Here is a 19134-nt window from a genome sequence, read left to right as displayed (position 1 = left end):
TTACTTAGATGCAGATTTGCCTGATTTTCTTCGAATCACTTCGCCCGCGAACTTAATACCTTTTCCTTTATAAGGCTCAGGCTTACGGAACGAGCGAATCTTTGCACAGATCTGTCCGAGCAACTGTTTATCGGCCGACTCTAAAATAATGAGCGGACTCTGATTACGCTCCGACTTTGTCTCTACTTTCACTTCGTCAGGTAACTGAAGGTAGATATTGTGCGTATAGCCTAACGAAAGGTCCAGCAACTGACCGGTATTCGCAACACGGTAGCCGACACCGACCAGCACAAGCTCCTTTTTATATCCTTCGGATACCCCTACAACCATATTGTGGATCAAAGAACGATAGAGGCCATGCAAAGCACGGTGCTCTTTTTCATCCGTTGGTCTTTCAACCTTTAATATCCCGCCTTCCACAGACACTTTGATCTCGGGATTCACTTTCTGTGTAAGTTCTCCTTTCGGTCCTTTTACAGTGACCATGTTATCTTTCACTGTAACGGTCACACCACTTGGTATGTGAACAGGTAATTTTCCAATTCTTGACATCGCTATCCTCCTCCTAATTTTAATAAACGTAACACAATACTTCACCACCGATTTTTAACTCACCGGCTTCCTTATTTGTCATCACACCTTTAGAGGTAGAAAGAATTGCAATTCCAAGACCGTTCAGTACTCTCGGCATCTCGCGGTAACCTACATACCGGCGAAGACCCGGAGACGATATGCGTTCTAATTTCTTAATCGCATTAACCTTATTCACGGCGTCATATTTCAAGGCGATCTTAATCGTTCCCTGCACGCCTTCGTCTACAAACTTAAAGTTAAGAATGTAACCTTTGTCAAAAAGAATCTTGGTGATTTCTTTTTTCAAATTCGACGCCGGCACCTCTACTACACGGTGCTGCGCCTTGATTGCATTGCGCAATCTTGTTAAATAATCTGCTATAGGATCTGTCATATTATTTCATTAAATTGATCCGGACCATCCGGACAATATTTAACACTCAACACTCACATGTTTTTTACTTTTACCAGCTTGCCTTTTTCACTCCGGGAATAAGGCCGTTGGAAGCCATCTCACGAAACTGAATACGCGAAATACCGAACTGACGCATATATCCTTTCGGACGTCCCGTCATCTTGCAACGGTTATGCAAACGCACCGGCGATGCATTTTTAGGAATGGACTGCAACGCTTCATAGTTGCCTTCTTTCTTCAACTGCAATCGTTTAGCCGCATATTTCGCTACCAGCTTTGCCCGTTTTACTTCGCGGGCTTTCATTGATTCTTTTGCCATATCTCAATTCTTTTTTACATTCTTGAAGGGCAGTCCGAACTCGCGCAGAAGAGCAAATCCCTCTTCATCCGTTTTTGCGGAAGTCACAAAGGTAATATTCATTCCCAATATTTTCGTAATATTATCAATATTTATTTCCGGGAAAATAATTTGCTCCTGAATGCCGAGCGTATAATTACCCCGGCCGTCGAGCTTGCTTTCAATACCTTTGAAGTCGCGAATACGAGGCAATGCTACACGTACCAGACGTTCCAAAAACTCATACATACGCTCATGACGCAAAGTAACCATGACTCCGATCGGCATTTTTTTACGCAGTTTGAAGTTGGAGATGTCTTTCTTCGAATAGGTAGCGACGGCTTTCTGACCGGTAATATTCGTCAACTCGTCTATAGCCACGTCAATAATCTTCTTATCTGCCGTTGCCATTCCCAGTCCCTGATTGATTACAATTTTCTTCAGCACAGGAACCTGCATCACAGACGTGTAGCTAAACTCTTTCTTCAACGTCGGTATAATCCGGTCTCTGTAATCTTGCTTTACTGTTGCTATCGTACCCATCATTTAATCTCCTCTCCTGATCTTTTAGCATAACGCACTAACTTCCCTTTCACTTCTTTGCGTCCCACGCGGGTCGGTTTTCCCGTTTTGGGGTCCAACGGATTAAGGTTCGAGATATGAACCGATGCCTCCTTGGTTTCCCGTCCGCCTTGCGGATTTCGGGCATTGGGTTTCGTATGCTTCGTCACCATATTAACCCCTTCCACAATGGCACGTTTTTCTTTTACAAGCATTTCCAGGACGCGCCCTGTTTTTCCTTTATCTTCTCCGGCGTTTACGTAGACGATATCGCCTTTCTTTATATGTAACTTACTCATCACAATACCTTTTTACCGATTAAAGTACTTCCGGTGCCAATGAAACGATTTTCATATTGGTCGCACGTAACTCACGAGCAACCGGGCCAAAAATACGGCTTCCCCGGATTTCTCCCGCCTGATTCAACAATACACAAGCATTATCATCGAAACGGATATAAGAACCGTCCTGACGACGAATCTCTTTCTTTGTCCGTACAACAACCGCTTTCGATACGGCGCCTTTCTTCATATCACTCGAAGGAATGACGCCTTTTACTGCTACGACAATGATATCGCCTACCGTGGCATAACGCTTGCGCGTACCACCTAACACACGGATACACAGCGCTTCCTTCGCTCCGCTATTGTCCGCTACTACTAATCTTGTTTCTTGCTGTATCATCTTACTTAGCCCTTTCTATAATCTGTACCAAACGCCATCTTTTCGTCTTGCTCAAAGGGCGTGTCTCCATAATCTTTACCGTGTCCCCCACGTTACATTCATTCTTCTCGTCATGCGCATGATATTTCTTCGTCTTGTTCACGAATTTTCCGTAAATCGGATGTTTTTCCTTCCATTTTACGGCAACGGTGATGCTTTTATCCATCTTGTTGCTGAATACCACGCCCGTTCTTTCCTTTCTTAAATTTCTCGTTTCCATATCAGGCTTCATGATTATTCGTTATTCAATTCACGTTGGCGCAGCACTGTTTTCAGACGTGCAATCGTCCGGCGTTGCTCTTTCATTGCAGCAGGATTATCCAACGGCGAAATGCTATGATTAATCTGCTTCTGATCCAAAGACGACATTTCCGCGTCCATTCTTTCAACCAATTCTTTGGTACTTAATTCTCTTACTTCTTTAATCTTCATAACATTTACACGGTTTCATTTTGCATATCATAGTCATAGCGCACCACGAATTTGGTTGTTACCGGAAGCTTCTGTGCGGCTAAACGCAACGCTTCCTTCGCGATATGAAACGGTACACCTTCCACTTCAAAAATCATACGTCCCGGCGTAACAGGCGCTACAAATCCTTCAGGATTACCTTTTCCTTTTCCCATACGTACATCCAACGGCTTTTTCGTGATCGGCTTGTCCGGGAATATACGTACCCACACTTGTCCTTGACGTTGCATATAACGCGTAACGGCAATACGGGCGGCCTCAATCTGCCGGCCTGTGATCCATTTCGTACCTAACGATTTGATTCCAAACGAACCGAAAGCCAACTGATTTCCCCGCTGGGCGTTGCCTTTGGCGCGCCCCTTTTGGGATCTTCTAAACTTTGTTTTCTTTGGTTGTAACATAGTTCTCTAACTGTTAAATAATTTAACGATTGGCTTTTTCTTTGTCTCTCTCTCTTCTGCGTTTGAACGGTTTTCCGCCGCGATCCCCACGATCACCGCGTCCCATACTGCCTTCCCCGCCCCGACGACTGAAGTCTTTCGAAACTGTAAATGAAGGAGACAAATCTTTTTTACCGTATACTTCACCACGGCAAATCCAAACCTTTATTCCTATCAGACCGACTTTTGTCAGCGCTTCTGCCAGTGCATAATCAATATCGGCACGGAATGTATGGAGAGGAGTACGTCCTTCCTTATACATTTCGGAACGCGCCATCTCAGCGCCATTCAAACGTCCCGAAACCTGCACTTTTATACCTTCCGCTCCCATCCGCATGGTCGAAGCAATAGCCATCTTCACGGCACGACGGTAAGCGATTTTTCCTTCCAGCTGACGCGCAATATTATTGGCGACAATCACGGCGTCCAATTCCGGACGTTTAATCTCAAAAATATTGATCTGAACCTCCTTATCGGTAATCTTCTTCAATTCTTCTTTGAGCTTGTCAACTTCCGAACCGGCTTTTCCGATGATGATCCCCGGACGCGACGTACACACCGTAATGGTGATCAGCTTTAACGTACGTTCGATCACGATGCGCGAAACGCTTGCTTTAGCCAGACGGGCATTCAAGTAGTTGCGAATTTTACTGTCTTCCAGCAAAGTGTCACCGTAACTCTTTCCACCGTACCAGTTCGAATCCCATCCACGAATGATTCCCAAACGATTACTAATCGGATTTACTTTCTGTCCCATCTGTTCTTAATTTTGACTTTCTTTGTTATTGTTTGCATCTGCCTCTACATTTCTCGTATCGACAAACAAGGTCACATGGTTCGAACGCTTACGGATCCGATATCCCCTTCCCTGCGGGGCCGGACGCATACGCTTGAGCGTTGCTGCTCCATCCACATGGACGGACGTAACGAACAACTCTCCGCTTTCTGCTTTCCGCTCATTCTTCTGCTCCCAATTGGCAATCGCCGAACGAAGCAATTTCTCTACCGGTGTAGCTGCGTCTTTATTGGAGAATCTCAAGACTCCCAGCGCCCTAAACACCTCCATGCCGCGAATCATATCGACGACCAGACGCATTTTGCGCGGTGAACTCGGCACGTTGCGCAATTTCGCAAAAGAAACACTTTTCAAGGCTTCCTTTCTGGCTTCTGCTGATATTTTCTTTCTTCTGCCCATTTATTTTATTTTTTTCATTTTCTTACTTCTTGTTTCCAGCATGGCCACGGAATATACGCGTCGGTGAAAATTCTCCCAGCTTGTGACCCACCATATTCTCGGTGATGAATACGGGAATAAATTTGTTCCCATTATGCACGGCAATCGTATGCCCTACAAAGTCCGGAGATATCATGGACGCTCTTGCCCATGTCTTTATCACCGTCTTCTTACCCGACTCATTCATCGCCAGGACTTTCTTTTCCAATTTCACATTGATATATGGACCTTTTTTTAACGAACGACTCATAGTTTTTCAATTAATCATTTTACTTCTTTCTTCTTTCAATGATATACTTGGAAGACGGTTTCTTCGGCGCTCTCGTCTTCATGCCCTTAGCATATAAGCCCTTACGAGAACGGGGAAGACCTCCGGAGGCGCGTCCTTCACCACCTCCCATCGGGTGGTCTACCGGGTTCATCACGACACCACGGTTGTGCGGACGACGGCCGAGCCATCTCGAGCGTCCCGCTTTCCCGGATTTCTCGAGTGCATGGTCCGAATTGCCTACGCTACCTACGGTCGCTTTACATGCCGACAATATCTTACGGGTTTCGCCCGAAGGCATCTTGATGATGGCATAGTCCCCTTCTTTCGATGTCAACTGAGCAAATGCACCGGCCGAACGAACCAATTTCGCTCCTTGTCCCGGACGAAGTTCTATGTTATGAATAATCGTACCGACAGGGATGCTCTGCATCGGCAAAGCATTGCCGACTTCCGGCGTTGCATCCTTTCCGGACATCACTGTCTGGCCTACTTCCAAACCATTCGGAGCAACGATGTAACTCTTTTCTCCGTCAGCATAATACAACAATGCGATACGAGACGTCCGGTTGGGATCGTACTCAATCGACTTCACGGTTGCAGGAATGCCATCTTTGCTTCTCTTGAAGTCAATAAAACGAAAACGACGCTTGTGGCCGCCACCGATATAACGCATCGTCATTTTTCCGGTATTGTTACGGCCACCTGTTCTCTTCTTTCCGACTACGAGAGACTTCTCCGGTGTACTTGCAGTGATTTTATCAAATGCACCGATAATTTTGTGTCTTTGCCCCGGCGATGTGGGCTTCAATTTACGTATTCCCATCTCCTATCAAATGTTACTGAAAAAGTCGATGACTTCTCCTTCTTTCAATGTTACAATTGCTTTCTTATAGGCTGCCTGTTTTCCGTTGATGATCCCGGATTTTGTATAACGGCTCTTGCGCTTTCCCGAATAATTCATCGTGTTCACGCTTTCTACGCTGACGTTATACATCTCTTCAACAGCCTTCTTTATCTCTAATTTATTCGCATCCGGAGAAACGCGGAACCCAAAGCGATTAGGCATTTTTTCCGTCACAGCAGTCTGCTTCTCGGTCACGATCGGCTTAATGATAATTCCCATCTTTATTTCCTCCTTCTTATGCGTTTAAAAGTTTTTCAATGACAGCGACAGACTGTTCCGTAAACACCAGGTTCGCAGCATCCATCACTTTATATGTATTTAGATCCGACGCGGCTATGACCTTCGCGCGCGGCAGATTACGAGCCGACAAAGATACGAAATGATTGCTCTCAGGCAAAATCAACAGCATCTTCTTTCCATCCAATTTCAAGACTTTCAGCATCGAGAGGAAGTCTTTCGTTTTCGGGGTATCCATCGTAAAGTCTTCAAGCACCATAATCGAGTTCTCTTTTGCCTTATATGAGAGGGCTGAACGGCGAGCCAACGCTTTCACTTTCTTATTCAGTTTGAAGCTATAATCGCGCGGCTTCGGTCCGAATACACGACCTCCACCGACCAATACCGGCGAATTGATGTCACCGCGGCGAGCTCCACCGCTACCTTTTTGGCGAATAAGTTTGCGGGTACTTCCCGATACTTCGCTTCTTTCTTTCGACTTATGTGTCCCTTGACGATTATTCGCCATATATTGTTTCACATCCAAATAGATCGCATGATCATTCGGCTCAATACCAAACACTGCATCGCTGAGTTCAACCGTTCTGCCGGTTTCTTCCCCTTTTCTGTTAAATACGTTTAGTTTCATTGCCTTACTTCTCAATTAATACGATTGAACCTTTTGCACCCGGAATAGAGCCTTTCACTAACAGCAAGTTGTTTTCCGGCATCACTTTGATCACTTCAAGGTTTTGAACCGTTACGCGCACGTTGCCCATTTGTCCGCCCATGCGTGTACCTTTGAAGACTTTCGCCGGATACGAACAGGCGCCAATAGCGCCCGGCTTACGCGCACGATTGTGCTGACCATGCGTGGTCTGACCTACACCACCGAAACCGTGACGTTTTACGACTCCCTGAAATCCTTTTCCCTTCGATGTGCCGATCACATCTACGAAGGTCGCATCATTCAAAAAGTCTACGGTAAGTACATCTCCGAGCTTATACTCAGCATCAAAATTCTTGAACTCAGCCAAGTGTCTCTGTGGGGCTACGCCTGCCTTCTTGAAATGACCGGCTTCCGGCTTCGTCGTATGTTTTTCTTTTTTTTCCTGAAAACCCAACTGAATCGCCTCATAGCCGTCCTTTTCCATGGTCTTAATCTGTGTAACCACACAAGGACCTACTTCGATAACAGTGCATGGAAGATTCTTTCCCTCGGCACTGAATACGGATGTCATTCCGATTTTTTTTCCTAATAATCCTGGCATTTCACTTTGTTTTTTAATTTTACACTTTAATCTCTACTTCCACTCCGCTGGGCAATTCCAGCTTCATCAAAGCATCTACCGTTTTGGCTGTCGAGCTGTAAATGTCTATCAAACGTTTGTAAGACGACAGTTCAAACTGCTCACGTGACTTTTTATTCACGAATGTCGAGCGGTTTACGGTAAAAATCCGTTTGTGAGTCGGCAGCGGAATAGGTCCGCTTACGACCGCTCCGGTAGCCTTCACAGTCTTGACGATTTTCTCGGACGACTTGTCGACCAGCGAGTAATCGTAAGATTTCAATTTAATTCTGATTTTTTGGCTCATATCGTTAGTTTCTAATATTATTTGACTAAATCAACCCGCCCTTGTACTTCGGTCAGCACCTGCTTGGCAATCGACGACGATACTTGTGCATAGTGCGAGAATTGCATGGACGAGGTAGCACGACCGGACGTAATCGTACGCAAAGCCGTCACATAGCCGAATGTCTCAGCCAAAGGCACTTTTGCTTTAACAATCCGGGTACCCGTACGGCTCGATTCCATGCCTTCCACCTGACCGCGACGTTTGTTCAAGTCGCCAATGACATCTCCCATGTTTTCTTCGGGAGTAACGACTTCCAGCTTCATGATCGGTTCCATCAGAACAGGGCCGGCCTTTTCCGCTGCGTTCTTAAATGCCTGAATAGCACATATCTCGAACGACAACTGGTCGGAGTCAACCGGATGAAACGAACCGTCGATCAATGTCACTTTCAGCTTATCCAGCGGGTAGCCGGCCAAGACGCCATTCGTCATCGCCTTCTCAAATCCTTTCTGTACGGAAGGAATAAATTCTTTCGGCACGTTTCCGCCTTTCACCTCGTCGACGAATTGTAAATGACCTTCAAATGCTTCGTCTGCCGGCTCGATGCGAACGATAATGTCGGCAAACTTACCACGCCCTCCTGTTTGTTTTTTATATACTTCGCGTAACTCAACGGACTGCGTGATCGCTTCTTTATACGACACCAAAGGACGCCCCTGGTTGCATTCCACCTTGAACTCGCGACGCAGACGGTCTACGATAATTTCAAGGTGAAGCTCTCCCATGCCACGAATCACGGTCTGGCCGGTTTCTTCGTTTGTTTCCACACGGAACGTCGGGTCTTCTTCCGCCAGCTTGGCCAATCCGGCCCCAAGTTTATCAAGGTCTTTTTGTGTCTTCGGTTCTACCGCCACACCAATTACTGGGTCGGGGAATTCGATCGACTCGAGCGTGATCGGATTATTTTCGTCACACAGCGTATCGCCGGTACGTATGTCTTTAAACCCTACGCCGGCACCGATATCGCCGCACCCGATTTTCTCCATCGGATTCTGCTTGTTCGAGTGCATCTGAAACAGACGTGAGATACGCTCTTTCTTTTCGGAACGCGTATTCAGCACATAAGACCCTGCTTGCATTTCGCCCGAATACACCCGGAAATAGCACAAACGCCCTACATAGGGGTCTGTGGCAATCTTAAACGCCAAAGCCGTGAGCGGCTCATCCGGCGTCGGTTTGCGCTCGATGGTAATCTCCGGATTACGCGGATCATGACCTGTGACAGCCGCCGTATCATCCGGACTCGGCAAGTACGAGCAAACGGCATCAAGCAGCGTCTGCACTCCTTTATTCTTAAACGACGAACCGCAAATCATCGGATTGATCTTCATGTCAATCGTACCCTTACGGATGGCCACACGAAGTTCATCTTCCGTAATCGTAGAAGGATCGTCAAAATATTTTTCCATGACCGTGTCGTCACATTCGGCTACGGCTTCAAGCATTTTATCGCGCCATTCCTGCGCTTCAGCCAAAAGTCCGGACGGAATGTCTTCGATCTCATATTGGGCGCCCATCGTTTCATCGCGCCAATAGATAGCCTTCATGGTCACGAGATCAATCACGCCTTTAAAGTTTTCTTCGGCGCCGATCGGTATCTGAATCGGACAAGGCGTTGCTCCCAGCACGTCACGCACCTGACGAACCACTTCAAAAAAGTTCGCTCCCGAGCGGTCCATCTTGTTTACGTAACCGATACGCGGAACATTATATTTATCGGCCTGGCGCCACACCGTCTCCGACTGCGGCTCCACTCCGCCCACAGCACAAAATGCGGCCACCGCTCCGTCAAGGATGCGCAGCGAACGTTCTACTTCAACTGTAAAGTCGACGTGCCCGGGGGTGTCTATCAAGTTAATTTTAAATCTCTCATTGTTGTAATTCCAGAATGTTGTCGTTGCGGCGGAAGTAATGGTAATTCCCCGCTCCTGCTCCTGCTCCATCCAGTCCATCGTAGCGGCACCGTCATGCACTTCTCCGATTTTATGCGTCAGACCGGTATAAAACAAAATACGTTCCGATGTAGTCGTTTTTCCCGCGTCAATATGGGCCATAATACCGATATTACGTGTATTTTTCAATATTGCATCTGCCTTGCTCATCGTCTTCTTCTCATTAAACATTAAAAGCGGAAATAAGCAAAAGCACGGTTGGCTTCTGCCATACGATGCATATCCTCCTTACGTTTGAAGGCACCGCCCTGGCTATTGAACGCATCTACAATTTCAGCACTCAATTTTTCAGACATGGATTTCCCGCCACGTTTGCGAGCGTACTCTATTAAATTTTTCATTGAAATGGACTCCTTACGATCCGGGCGGATCTCGGTCGGTACTTGAAAAGTAGCACCACCCACACGGCGGGACTTTACTTCGACCTGAGGGGTTATATTCTCAAGCGCAGCTTTCCAGATTTCGAGCGCTGACTTTTCTTCATTCGGCATCTTGGCTTTCACACGCTCCAATGCGGAATAGAATATCTCATACGAAACGGTCTTCTTACCGTCGTACATCAAATGGTTTACAAACTTTGTAACCCGAACATCACCATAGACAGGATCCGGGAGAACCTGCCGTTTTTTAGGCTTTGATTTTCTCATTTTGCTTTCAGAATTTTCGTTCTTGTTCTTGGTTGTTGATTTCTTACTGTCTTCAACGGCTCCTCCGAACCATTTACTCAACCCTCATTCATCAATTTTTTCTCCCCAATAACTAAAAACCGATTATATAATTTCTAACTCGTAAACTCTTTTCTCCTTTTATATTACTTCTTCGCGGCACCGGCCTTCGGACGTTTCGCCCCATACTTCGAACGACGTTGCGTACGCCCGGCGACTCCCGCCGTATCCAATGTCCCACGCACGATATGGTAACGTACACCCGGCAGGTCTTTCACACGGCCGCCCCGCACCATCACAATCGAGTGTTCCTGCAAGTTATGGCCTTCTCCGGGAATATACGAGTTCACCTCCTTGTGATTCGTCAAACGAACACGGGCCACTTTACGCATCGCGGAATTCGGCTTTTTCGGCGTAGTGGTATACACACGCACGCAAACACCTCTTTTTTGAGGACAAGCATCAAGTGCAGGCGACTTACCTTTCACCGCCAACGTTTCCCTTCCTTTTCTTACTAATTGCTGAATTGTAGGCATTTTACTACTATTTAAACACTATTATATTTGTTTATACTTTTCCAAATTCGGGTGGCAAAGATACGGACTTTTTTTTATCCGACAAGCATTTCTTCAAAAAAAATTGGATTTCAATGCTTTTCTTCGCCTCCCATAAGACAAAGGAAGCCCTCTACGGATGCCAATCCACCCGTCAAACAACTTCTTGCTTACCCCGATACTCTTCCGGCAGGAAGGATAACGACTCCTCCTCTCTCTCATAGCAGCACATCTTTTTTTCTTCATTTATCCCAAATTACGCGATACACCGTTCGGCGTTTATCATATAATAATAGACGTACGAATATACGACAAGGGTTACGTCAGACTTACAACCCTCCGCCGAGACGCGATGCCTTTTTCCCCAACGCTTCGCATTGGGCTGAACAATCTCGCCCCCTATTTATTAATGGTTAATTGTCATGCCGGGTACATGATTTGGCGTGTAACACGCATAACCATTACCCGAAGGGGCTACAAGCCCGAATTATTTCAGCCCCATCCCTCAAAAGGGTGGGGTATCGACATCCGGACCTTGTTCGGAGGGCTGAAGGCCTGAATTAAATTCATTCTCATTGGTTCTATTGCGGAATCCGGATTGAATGTATAAGCCCAAGGTTGCAAATCGTCTATAAAAAAAGCTGTCTCGTTTTCCGAAACAGCTCTTGTAGGATTTAATCATCTACTTGTGCTTTAAAGACCGAAGGCCGTTTTTACCTTGTCCGTATAATCAAGTTTCTCCCAAGTAAACAGTTCCACATCGCAGACCACCGGTTCTGCATTATAGCGCGAATGGAATGTTTTCCGAACCGTCTGCGGAATACGTCCCATATGTCCGTACGAAGCCGTTTCCAGATAAATCGGATGACGCAGTTTCAGGCGCTCTTCAATAGCCTTGGGACGCATATCAAAGAGTTCCCAAATCTTGTCGGCGATTTCCCCGTCACTGATTTTCACATTGGATCGTCCAAACGTATTGACGAAGATATTCATCGGCTTACTTACACCGATGGCATACGAGACTTGTACCAACATCTCATCGGCAACGCCTGCCGCTACGAGGTTCTTGGCGATATGACGCGCCGCATAAGCAGCCGATCGATCGACCTTCGAAGGGTCTTTTCCCGAGAAAGCGCCACCGCCATGCGCTCCTTTACCGCCATACGTATCGACGATGATCTTACGACCCGTCAGCCCCGTATCGCCATGAGGACCGCCAATCGCGAATTTGCCTGTCGGGTTGACGAAATATTTGATCCGATCATTGAATAACACCTGCACATGCTCGGGATATTGCGCCTTGACCCGCGGAATAAGAATGGTTTTCACATCTTCGGCAATCTTCTGCTGCATCGCAGCATCGGCCTCCGCCTGCGAGCGACCGTTGCCGGCCGTAATAAACTCATCGTGCTGGGTGGAAACGACAATCGTATCGATACGCAACGGCTTGCCGTGGTCATCGTATTCAATCGTCACCTGACTTTTTGCATCGGGACGAAGATACGGCATCTTCTCAAGTTCGTTTTTACGGATCGCAGCAAGCTCAAGCAACAAGTGGTGCGAAAGATCTAACGCCAACGGCATATAATTCGCCGTTTCATTCGTCGCGTATCCAAACATCATCCCCTGATCACCGGCGCCCTGTTCGTAAGGGTCGGAACGCTCCACACCGCGGTTGATATCGCCGCTCTGCTCATGAATAGCCGATAGCACACCACATGACTTCGCCTCAAACTGATATTCGCTTTTCGTATAACCGATCTGTTCGATTACCCGGCGAGCCACATCCTGCACATCGACATAGGCTTTCGACTTTACTTCTCCTGCCAGCACAACCTGACCGGTCGTTACCAGCGTTTCGCACGCAACTTTCGAATCTTTGTCATACGCCAAAAATTCATCCAGCAAGGCATCCGAAATCTGATCGGCTACCTTATCGGGGTGTCCTTCAGACACCGATTCGGAGGTAAATAAATAACTCATTATTGATAAATATTTAAGTAAAACATGGATTACGAACCGAACTTTGAGATGGAATCGCGTGGCTGAACGACAGGGAAGAACCTTCTTTTTTAGCATTTTTTCCCGTGGTTGCAAGCCATACAAATCTATCCACGTCCAATTCGGCGGCAAAGATACGACTTCCGGCAAGACTGACCGTTTTCACTCTGTTAATTATCTAAAAAGAGCAGAAAAGCATCGTCTATGCCCCCCTTATATCACAAATAACCATGCATTAAAATTAAAAAAAGCCATGTGGCAAGATCGTATAAACCTTGCATTTCGTACTGTTTTTCAATATATTAATTATCATACTGCTTTACCACATGAATCTAATACTATGGAACACATGCTTAAATATTCAACGATTATATGTAAATTTGTCGGCAACGTAACACAAGAGCAATGACATTTTCAATGGAAAAGACTCAAACAGTAGAGATACGCGTGCATCGCGGGCTGATAGCCGATTTAGGCGATGACGAAAAGCGATGGATGACGGCGGCGATCGAAGCGGCAAAGAAAGCATACGCACCGTATTCGCATTTTCAGGTGGGTGCGGTAGCCGTGCTTGAGGATGGCACGTTCGTATCGGGGAGCAACCAGGAGAATGCCGCTTATCCGTCGGGACTTTGTGCCGAACGGACGACGCTGTTTGCAGCGGGGGCACAATATCCTGATACACCCGTCAAGGCTTTGTTCTTGGTAGCGTTGAAAGACGGAGAGATTCAGGAGAAGATCAGTCCGTGCGGAGCATGTCGTCAAGTCTTGCTCGAGACAGAACTGCGTTATCATCGACCGATGCAGGTGTGGATGTGCGGACGTTCGGAGTTTTGCCGGCTCGACTCGGCAGAAGATTTACTCCCACTATCTTTCGGATCAGCCGATTTGCTCGGGTAGTATTGTATGTATAACAGCCCCAACCATCCCAAAAAAAGCCAAAACGACGTCGAATACGTTAATAAAAAACAAAGCAAGGAGGATTTGCTCAAAAAATAATTTATGTTTGCAACCGATAATTGTTAGGAGAAAATGACAATGAACACATCACAGTTTCAGAAAAAACTATTGGGCATGCAGGAGAACATGATGAATTTTGCATTGATGTTAACGGCAAATCGTGAAGATGCACAGGATTTGTTGCAGGAGACGTCGCTCAAGGTTTTAGACAATCGGGAGAAATATGTAGACAACCGGAATTTCAAAGGTTGGGTACTGACGGTGATGCGTAATATTTTCATTAACAATTATCACCGTGTATTGCGTACGCAGACTGTTGTTGAGCAGGATGTCGATTTATACAATCTCCATGTGACGAACGATTCGAGTTTTGATACCCCCGACGGTACCTGTCAGTTACAGGAAATTACGGGAGCTATAGACGCTCTGAACGAAGAATTGAAAGCGCCTTTCTCTATGTATGTGAGTGGCTATCGCTATCACGAAATTGCCGAGGCGCTACATATTCCTTTAGGAACGGTCAAGAGCCGAATATTCTTTGCCCGTCAGGAATTGAAGACAAAGCTAAAAGACTTCAACCCTTGATTATACTTCCTCTTCCTTATTCCTTATCCTTTACGGGTTACGGGGAAACGATTGTTTCCGCACGAGGGTTAGTAATTCTTCGTTGCTCAAATCTTTTCCATGCTGCTCGTAAGACAGGCGAAACGTACAGCCGCTTTTATATTCGGAGCATCCGTAAGCCGTTTTCCCGCGCAGCAAAGTTCCTTTCCCGCAAATCGGACAGGTAGGCGAACCATGGGCTGACGCCGTATCCTGAGTAACGGTGCCCTGTTTCTTCCGCTTCACTTTCACCGGTTTTTCTTTCGCGGAGGCTTTTGTGTTTTTCCCCTCTTTGGAACCGGAAGCCATTTCCTCAATCGTGATTGTAGTCGTGGTACGATCGGTGCGAACGTTCCGCACCATCTGCCCGACCATCTGTTTCAGCTCGTCGAGAAACGCTTCGGCCTGATAAACGCCCTGCTCGATCTGACGCAGTTTCTTCTCCCATTGCCCTGTCAGTTCGGCGCTTTTAAGCAACTCGTCACGAATGATACCGATCAGCTCTACTCCCGTCGAAGTGGCCGACAGATTCTTACGTTCCTTACGAATGTAGTTGCGTTTAAAAAGCGTTTCGATGATTGCCGCACGCGTAGAAGGGCGGCCAATGCCGTTTTCTTTCAGAGCATCGCGCAGTTCTTCATCTTCCACGAACTTCCCGGCCGTTTCCATCGCACGGAGCAAAGTCGCCTCGGTATAGGGTTTGGGCGGAGTCGTCCACTTCTCTGCAAAATCCGGCTGATGCGGCCCGCGCTCTCCTTTCACGAAGTCGGGCAACACGCCATTTTCTTCTGCCGTCGGCTGTTCTTCTTCCGCTGTTTCCTGCGTTTCTTTGCCAAAGATAACGCGCCAGCCCGGCTTGAGAATCTGTTTGCCGGTTGCTTTAAAACCCGTCTTCTCGACCTCCCCCAGAACGGTCGTCGTAGAGATCTCACAATCGGGGTAAAACGCAGCGATAAAGCGGCGTGCCACCAGGTCGTAGACCTTCCGCTCATGGTCCGTCAAGTTACGCGGCGGCACACCGGTAGGCACGATGGCATGGTGATCCGTCACTTTGGTGTTATCGAACACCTTTTTGCTTTTCCGGATCGGGCCCGACAGCAACGAAGCCGTAAGACTCGCATAATCGGTGAGCCCTTTGAGCATATTTGGAATTTTCGGGTAGAGATCATCGCTCAGAAACGTCGTATCGACACGCGGATACGTAGTCACCTTTTTTTCATAAAGCGATTGAATGAGCTTCAACGTATCTTCGGCCGAGAACGCAAATTTCCGGTTGCATTCCACCTGCAACGAAGTCAGGTCGAACAGGCGCGGAGGCGCTTCCTTTCCTTTCTTTTTAGCCACACCGGTGATGACGAACGGCCGGCCTGTTACCGCCTCCAACAACGCCTGCCCCTCTTCCTTGCGGGCGAATTTGCCCTGCGTAGCGGCAAACATCGTTTCGCGATAGATCGTTTTCAGTTCCCAATAAGGTTCGGGCTTGAACGCTTCGATCTCCTTTTGCCGCTTCACGATCAGCGCCAGCGTAGGTGTCTGCACACGCCCAATGGAAAGCACTTGTCTATTTTGTCCGTAACGAAGCGTATAGAGACGCGTGGCATTCATCCCGAGCAGCCAGTCGCCGATGGCACGCGAGAGACCCGCTTCGTAGAGGCGTTGATAGTCGGACTCGTCTTTGAGGTTCTTGAATCCTTCGCGGATGGCGTCTTCCGTCAGCGACGAAATCCACAGACGATAGACCGGGCAGCGGCAGCCGGCCTTCTGCATCACCCAGCGTTGAATCAGTTCACCTTCCTGACCGGCATCCCCGCAGTTGATGACCGCTTCGGCATTCCGGATCAGTCCTTCAAGAATACGGAACTGCTTCTCGTAGCTATCGCTCGGGATCAGCTTGATGCCGAACCGCGGAGGAATCATGGGCAGCGACTGCAGACGCCACGATTTCCATTCGGGCGTATAATCGTGCGGTTCTTTAAGCGTGCAGAGATGGCCGTATGTCCACGACACTTGATAACCGTTCCCCTCGATATAGCCCTCTCTCTTTGTCCAGGCTCCAAGTACTTCCGCAATCTCGCGGGCCACACTGGGCTTTTCTGCAATACAAACTTTCATTCCGGGATGTTAAATGAGGGACAAAGATCGCTTTTTTTGCCCGCCGATGCAAATTTTTCAAAGAACCTAAATTAGTAGATTTATGATCTTCCGAAAAAAATCAAGTCATTAAACAACAACAAATTGTCCACCACTTGCCGATATCAGAAATTTCATTTATCTTAGTGCTGTAACAAATATCTTAGTGCTGTAACAAACTCACATAAGAGACCTTTGCACAATCCATTCCCCCTCATTTTTTCGAGGTCATTTTTAGGGAAGTGTAAATGACGAAATCTGTTTTATGTACCCCAAATAGCACATATTTCGCTGATATGCAATAAGATATTTTACTATGAAGGAACCTCTATCATTGACAAACTGTTAAATAAACATAAAAAAACAGGCTCTATGTTGATTTGAGTGGGTAATGGAAATTCCTTCCTCCGTTTATGTAGTATACCATATCCATAAAGTTATTCACATTTGCGTATCCTCTAGCTCTTCTTTTAGCCAATTGCACTTTAGAGTTAAGACTTTCCAATACCCCATTTGTGATAGTTCCCTGCTCAAAGAATGTCTTTATGCCGAACAGATGCCCCTTGAACGTTGCCACCAGTTTTCTGAACGGTTCCAATGCAGACTGCTCAGCCATCTCCATCCATTTGAGAAAGTCTTCCCATGCTCCTTGAGATTTGGCAGTGGCGGCATGAAGTATATCAACGAGGCCTTCCTTGAGGCTATAGGCTTTTCCAAGAGATGGGTAGGTGAGCAATATCGTATCAAGCTCTTGCAACCTTCCTTCCGGCAGGTTCTTCCGAAGATGCAGCAGTGTAAACCGATGCCCTTTCAGCAGTTTCTTCTCACCCACTTCTGCCTTGCGCACCTCATCAAGTCTCTTGTTGGTGTCCTGTACTATGTGGAACTTGTCATATACAATATGTGCTTGAGGGAAATACGTCATGCAGCCGGAGGTGAAAGCATTGGACATGTCCATAGCAACCACCTCTATAAGCGACGGATCTCCATCATGCTCTATGAGCCATTCGGAAAACCTCTTGAATGTATCTGAATCCTTGCCCGGACAGACGAAGATCGTCTCTCTGGTGTCAAGGTCAACAAACTGAGTGATGTATGAATGTCCTTTCCTGCGAGAGGTTTCATCCACACCTATACGTCTGACTCCGCACAAGTTGAGATTACGCTTGCCTTTGCTTATCCAATGACGGAATATGGTCCATATACGCTTGGGATATTCCTTTACTGTCTTAGCGACAGAGTTGACAGGAGTCTCTTCTTCTATAAGAGCCATCGCAAACGCCTCGAAAAGCATCGTAAAGCCCGAGTTATGCCGTGCCCAGGGAACCTGTACCATCTCTATTGAGGAAACATCGGTCTTCAATCGAGGAACACGAGCATGCAAATAGCATGGATGCTCAAAGAAATTCAGATGACGCCACTGCTTGTCAACCGTGTCGTGAGGGGAAAGTAAGGTTCCCTTAGAAGAGATGAACCGGGAGCCGTACTCAAAGTCAATCCAAATATGAAGCTCGCGGATATTGCTCTCATCAAGCAAACGAAACTCACTCTTAACCACTTTCCAGGGAAAAGACAAATTCAAACCAATAGAGAATAACATGTTCGTATCCATGAATGCAATTATACAACTTTTTTCCGAATGCTGATCTATGGGTTACCCACACGATTCAACACAGACCCAAAAAACACAGAATCCTAAGGGTTTTATAGAGGGTTCGTTTTTTTTATTTATACCTTTGAGGCATTATTAATTTTAAATCAATAAAAAGATGGAAACGAACGTTAGAATGAGAATGAGCGTGGCAACAGCCGTCGCAGTAATGTTTTTTATGGTAGCAGGTGTTTTCTCTGCCAAGGCGCAATTGTTATTCAGAGACAATCATCTTTTTGTAGGGCCACGGCCTGCAAACTACACTTCGGTGGCTTCGGCTGCTTCCCCGGGTCTCTTTCTCGGCCCCAATCATAGTATTGAGTATTGGGACGGAGGCTTGAACTTTTGGACACCCAATCAGGCTTCTCCGAACTTCAAGCTCTTCGTTGGAGACAACGGCAATGTCGGGGTCGGCAGAAAGCCGTCTACTTACAAATTGGAAGTAAACGGTCAGGTATGGACGTCGGCCGGGTTATTGATTACATCGGACGAGACGAAAAAGAGAAACATTAAGAACATGAGAGAACAGCGCTCTGTTTACGTGAATAACATGAAGCGACTGAATGGAAAGATGTACGATAAACTGGTCGAATCGGAAAAAGACAATGCGGCAGAAATAGCAAGAATGGTTGAGACCGGGAAAATAAGAGCCCAAGATGCACCGTCTGCATTGAGTGAACTGAATAAAGTGAAAAAAGACAAGTATATACGGGAATATGGGTTTATTGCTCAGGAGGTAAAAGAATTATTTCCCGAACTGGTTGATGAGAATGCGGAAGGCACCCTTTCGATTAACTATACGGGACTAATCCCCGTATAGGTAGAAACTATCAAA

Annotated in this window: 27 protein-coding genes; 3 read left to right on the top strand and 24 right to left on the bottom strand. The window is 46.7% G+C overall.

What is annotated here, in order from left to right; genetic code table 11:
* From rplF to BFO_RS15605, 22 genes are all read right to left on the bottom strand, one after another.
* Positions 1–552, bottom strand: a complete 552-nt coding sequence (rplF, locus tag BFO_RS06820; RefSeq protein ID WP_041590749.1) for a 50S ribosomal protein L6 — start codon at positions 550–552, stop codon at positions 1–3.
* Between the two features lie 19 nt (positions 553–571).
* Positions 572–967, bottom strand: a complete 396-nt coding sequence (gene rpsH, locus BFO_RS06815) for a 30S ribosomal protein S8 (protein ID WP_014224910.1) — start codon at positions 965–967, stop codon at positions 572–574.
* 70 nt (positions 968–1037) lie between these two features.
* Positions 1038–1307 (bottom strand): 30S ribosomal protein S14, encoded by a 270-nt coding sequence (gene rpsN, locus BFO_RS06810; protein WP_014224909.1) that lies wholly within the window; start codon positions 1305–1307, stop codon positions 1038–1040.
* 3 nt (positions 1308–1310) lie between these two features.
* Positions 1311–1868 (bottom strand): 50S ribosomal protein L5, encoded by a 558-nt coding sequence (gene rplE / locus BFO_RS06805; protein WP_041590748.1) that lies wholly within the window; start codon positions 1866–1868, stop codon positions 1311–1313.
* Positions 1868–2185, bottom strand: a complete 318-nt coding sequence (gene rplX, locus BFO_RS06800; RefSeq protein ID WP_014224907.1) for a 50S ribosomal protein L24 — start codon at positions 2183–2185, stop codon at positions 1868–1870. Before rplX ends, rplE begins: the two co-directional genes overlap by 1 nt.
* A gap of 19 nt (positions 2186–2204) precedes the next feature.
* Positions 2205–2570 (bottom strand): 50S ribosomal protein L14, encoded by a 366-nt coding sequence (gene rplN, locus BFO_RS06795; RefSeq protein ID WP_014224906.1) that lies wholly within the window; start codon positions 2568–2570, stop codon positions 2205–2207.
* A 1-nt stretch (position 2571) separates the two neighbouring features.
* Positions 2572–2829, bottom strand: coding sequence for a 30S ribosomal protein S17 (gene rpsQ / locus BFO_RS06790; protein WP_041591185.1), 258 nt, complete (start codon positions 2827–2829; stop codon positions 2572–2574).
* A 14-nt stretch (positions 2830–2843) separates the two neighbouring features.
* The gene (gene rpmC / locus BFO_RS06785) at positions 2844–3041 is read right to left on the bottom strand and encodes a 50S ribosomal protein L29 (protein WP_014224904.1); all 198 of its coding nucleotides are present in this window, start codon (positions 3039–3041) and stop codon (positions 2844–2846) included.
* 5 nt (positions 3042–3046) lie between these two features.
* Complete coding sequence (gene rplP / locus BFO_RS06780; RefSeq protein WP_014224903.1) at positions 3047–3481, bottom strand: 50S ribosomal protein L16; 435 nt, start codon at positions 3479–3481, stop codon at positions 3047–3049.
* 22 nt (positions 3482–3503) lie between these two features.
* Positions 3504–4277 carry a 30S ribosomal protein S3 gene (gene rpsC / locus BFO_RS06775; RefSeq protein ID WP_014224902.1) on the bottom strand — a complete coding sequence of 258 codons (774 nt, stop codon included), beginning with the start codon at positions 4275–4277 and terminating at the stop codon, positions 3504–3506.
* Positions 4278–4283: 6 nt separating this feature from the next.
* The gene (gene rplV, locus BFO_RS06770; RefSeq protein WP_014224901.1) at positions 4284–4715 is read right to left on the bottom strand and encodes a 50S ribosomal protein L22; all 432 of its coding nucleotides are present in this window, start codon (positions 4713–4715) and stop codon (positions 4284–4286) included.
* Between the two features lie 22 nt (positions 4716–4737).
* A complete protein-coding gene (rpsS, locus tag BFO_RS06765) occupies positions 4738–5004 on the bottom strand; it encodes a 30S ribosomal protein S19 (protein ID WP_014224899.1) in 267 nt (88 codons plus the stop codon).
* Positions 5005–5023: 19 nt separating this feature from the next.
* Entirely contained in the window at positions 5024–5848 is an 825-nt protein-coding gene (rplB, locus tag BFO_RS06760; protein ID WP_014224898.1) for a 50S ribosomal protein L2, read from the bottom strand.
* 6 nt (positions 5849–5854) lie between these two features.
* The gene (gene rplW / locus BFO_RS06755; protein WP_014224897.1) at positions 5855–6148 is read right to left on the bottom strand and encodes a 50S ribosomal protein L23; all 294 of its coding nucleotides are present in this window, start codon (positions 6146–6148) and stop codon (positions 5855–5857) included.
* Between the two features lie 16 nt (positions 6149–6164).
* A complete protein-coding gene (gene rplD / locus BFO_RS06750) occupies positions 6165–6794 on the bottom strand; it encodes a 50S ribosomal protein L4 (protein WP_014224896.1) in 630 nt (209 codons plus the stop codon).
* Between the two features lie 4 nt (positions 6795–6798).
* Positions 6799–7416: a 50S ribosomal protein L3 gene (rplC, locus tag BFO_RS06745; protein ID WP_014224895.1), complete on the bottom strand. Its 618-nt coding sequence runs from the start codon at positions 7414–7416 to the stop codon at positions 6799–6801.
* A 19-nt stretch (positions 7417–7435) separates the two neighbouring features.
* Positions 7436–7741, bottom strand: coding sequence for a 30S ribosomal protein S10 (gene rpsJ / locus BFO_RS06740; RefSeq protein ID WP_014224894.1), 306 nt, complete (start codon positions 7739–7741; stop codon positions 7436–7438).
* A gap of 17 nt (positions 7742–7758) precedes the next feature.
* Positions 7759–9885: an elongation factor G gene (fusA, locus tag BFO_RS06735; protein WP_087879685.1), complete on the bottom strand. Its 2127-nt coding sequence runs from the start codon at positions 9883–9885 to the stop codon at positions 7759–7761.
* Positions 9886–9905: 20 nt separating this feature from the next.
* Positions 9906–10382 carry a 30S ribosomal protein S7 gene (gene rpsG / locus BFO_RS06730; protein ID WP_041591184.1) on the bottom strand — a complete coding sequence of 159 codons (477 nt, stop codon included), beginning with the start codon at positions 10380–10382 and terminating at the stop codon, positions 9906–9908.
* Positions 10383–10546: 164 nt separating this feature from the next.
* Positions 10547–10936, bottom strand: coding sequence for a 30S ribosomal protein S12 (gene rpsL, locus BFO_RS06725; RefSeq protein ID WP_014224891.1), 390 nt, complete (start codon positions 10934–10936; stop codon positions 10547–10549).
* A 711-nt stretch (positions 10937–11647) separates the two neighbouring features.
* Complete coding sequence (gene metK, locus BFO_RS06720) at positions 11648–12937, bottom strand: methionine adenosyltransferase (RefSeq protein ID WP_014224889.1); 1290 nt, start codon at positions 12935–12937, stop codon at positions 11648–11650.
* A gap of 13 nt (positions 12938–12950) precedes the next feature.
* Positions 12951–13121 (bottom strand): hypothetical protein, encoded by a 171-nt coding sequence (locus BFO_RS15605; protein ID WP_155642423.1) that lies wholly within the window; start codon positions 13119–13121, stop codon positions 12951–12953.
* Positions 13122–13372: 251 nt separating this feature from the next.
* Here BFO_RS15605 and cdd point away from each other — a divergent pair, with 251 nt between their 5' ends.
* Entirely contained in the window at positions 13373–13855 is a 483-nt protein-coding gene (gene cdd / locus BFO_RS06715; protein WP_041590747.1) for a cytidine deaminase, read from the top strand.
* Between the two features lie 138 nt (positions 13856–13993).
* Positions 13994–14500 (top strand): RNA polymerase sigma factor, encoded by a 507-nt coding sequence (locus BFO_RS06710; protein WP_041590746.1) that lies wholly within the window; start codon positions 13994–13996, stop codon positions 14498–14500.
* Positions 14501–14530: 30 nt separating this feature from the next.
* Here BFO_RS06710 and BFO_RS06705 read toward each other — a convergent pair whose 3' ends face one another.
* Both BFO_RS06705 and BFO_RS06700 read right to left on the bottom strand, forming a co-directional pair.
* Complete coding sequence (locus BFO_RS06705; protein ID WP_014224886.1) at positions 14531–16630, bottom strand: DNA topoisomerase 3; 2100 nt, start codon at positions 16628–16630, stop codon at positions 14531–14533.
* Positions 16631–17018: 388 nt separating this feature from the next.
* Positions 17019–18260, bottom strand: a complete 1242-nt coding sequence (locus BFO_RS06700; protein ID WP_014224885.1) for an ISL3 family transposase — start codon at positions 18258–18260, stop codon at positions 17019–17021.
* A 157-nt stretch (positions 18261–18417) separates the two neighbouring features.
* On the opposite strand from BFO_RS06700, the gene BFO_RS06695 reads away from it, so the two are divergent.
* Positions 18418–19119 (top strand): tail fiber domain-containing protein, encoded by a 702-nt coding sequence (locus BFO_RS06695; RefSeq protein WP_041590745.1) that lies wholly within the window; start codon positions 18418–18420, stop codon positions 19117–19119.
* Positions 19120–19134 lie beyond the last annotated feature (15 nt).

The sequence above is a fragment of the Tannerella forsythia 92A2 genome, from assembly GCF_000238215.1.
Classification (GTDB): Bacteria; Bacteroidota; Bacteroidia; order Bacteroidales; family Tannerellaceae; genus Tannerella; species Tannerella forsythia.
Note: the sequence above shows the minus strand (reverse complement) of the source record. Positions and strands in the feature narration are given on the sequence as shown.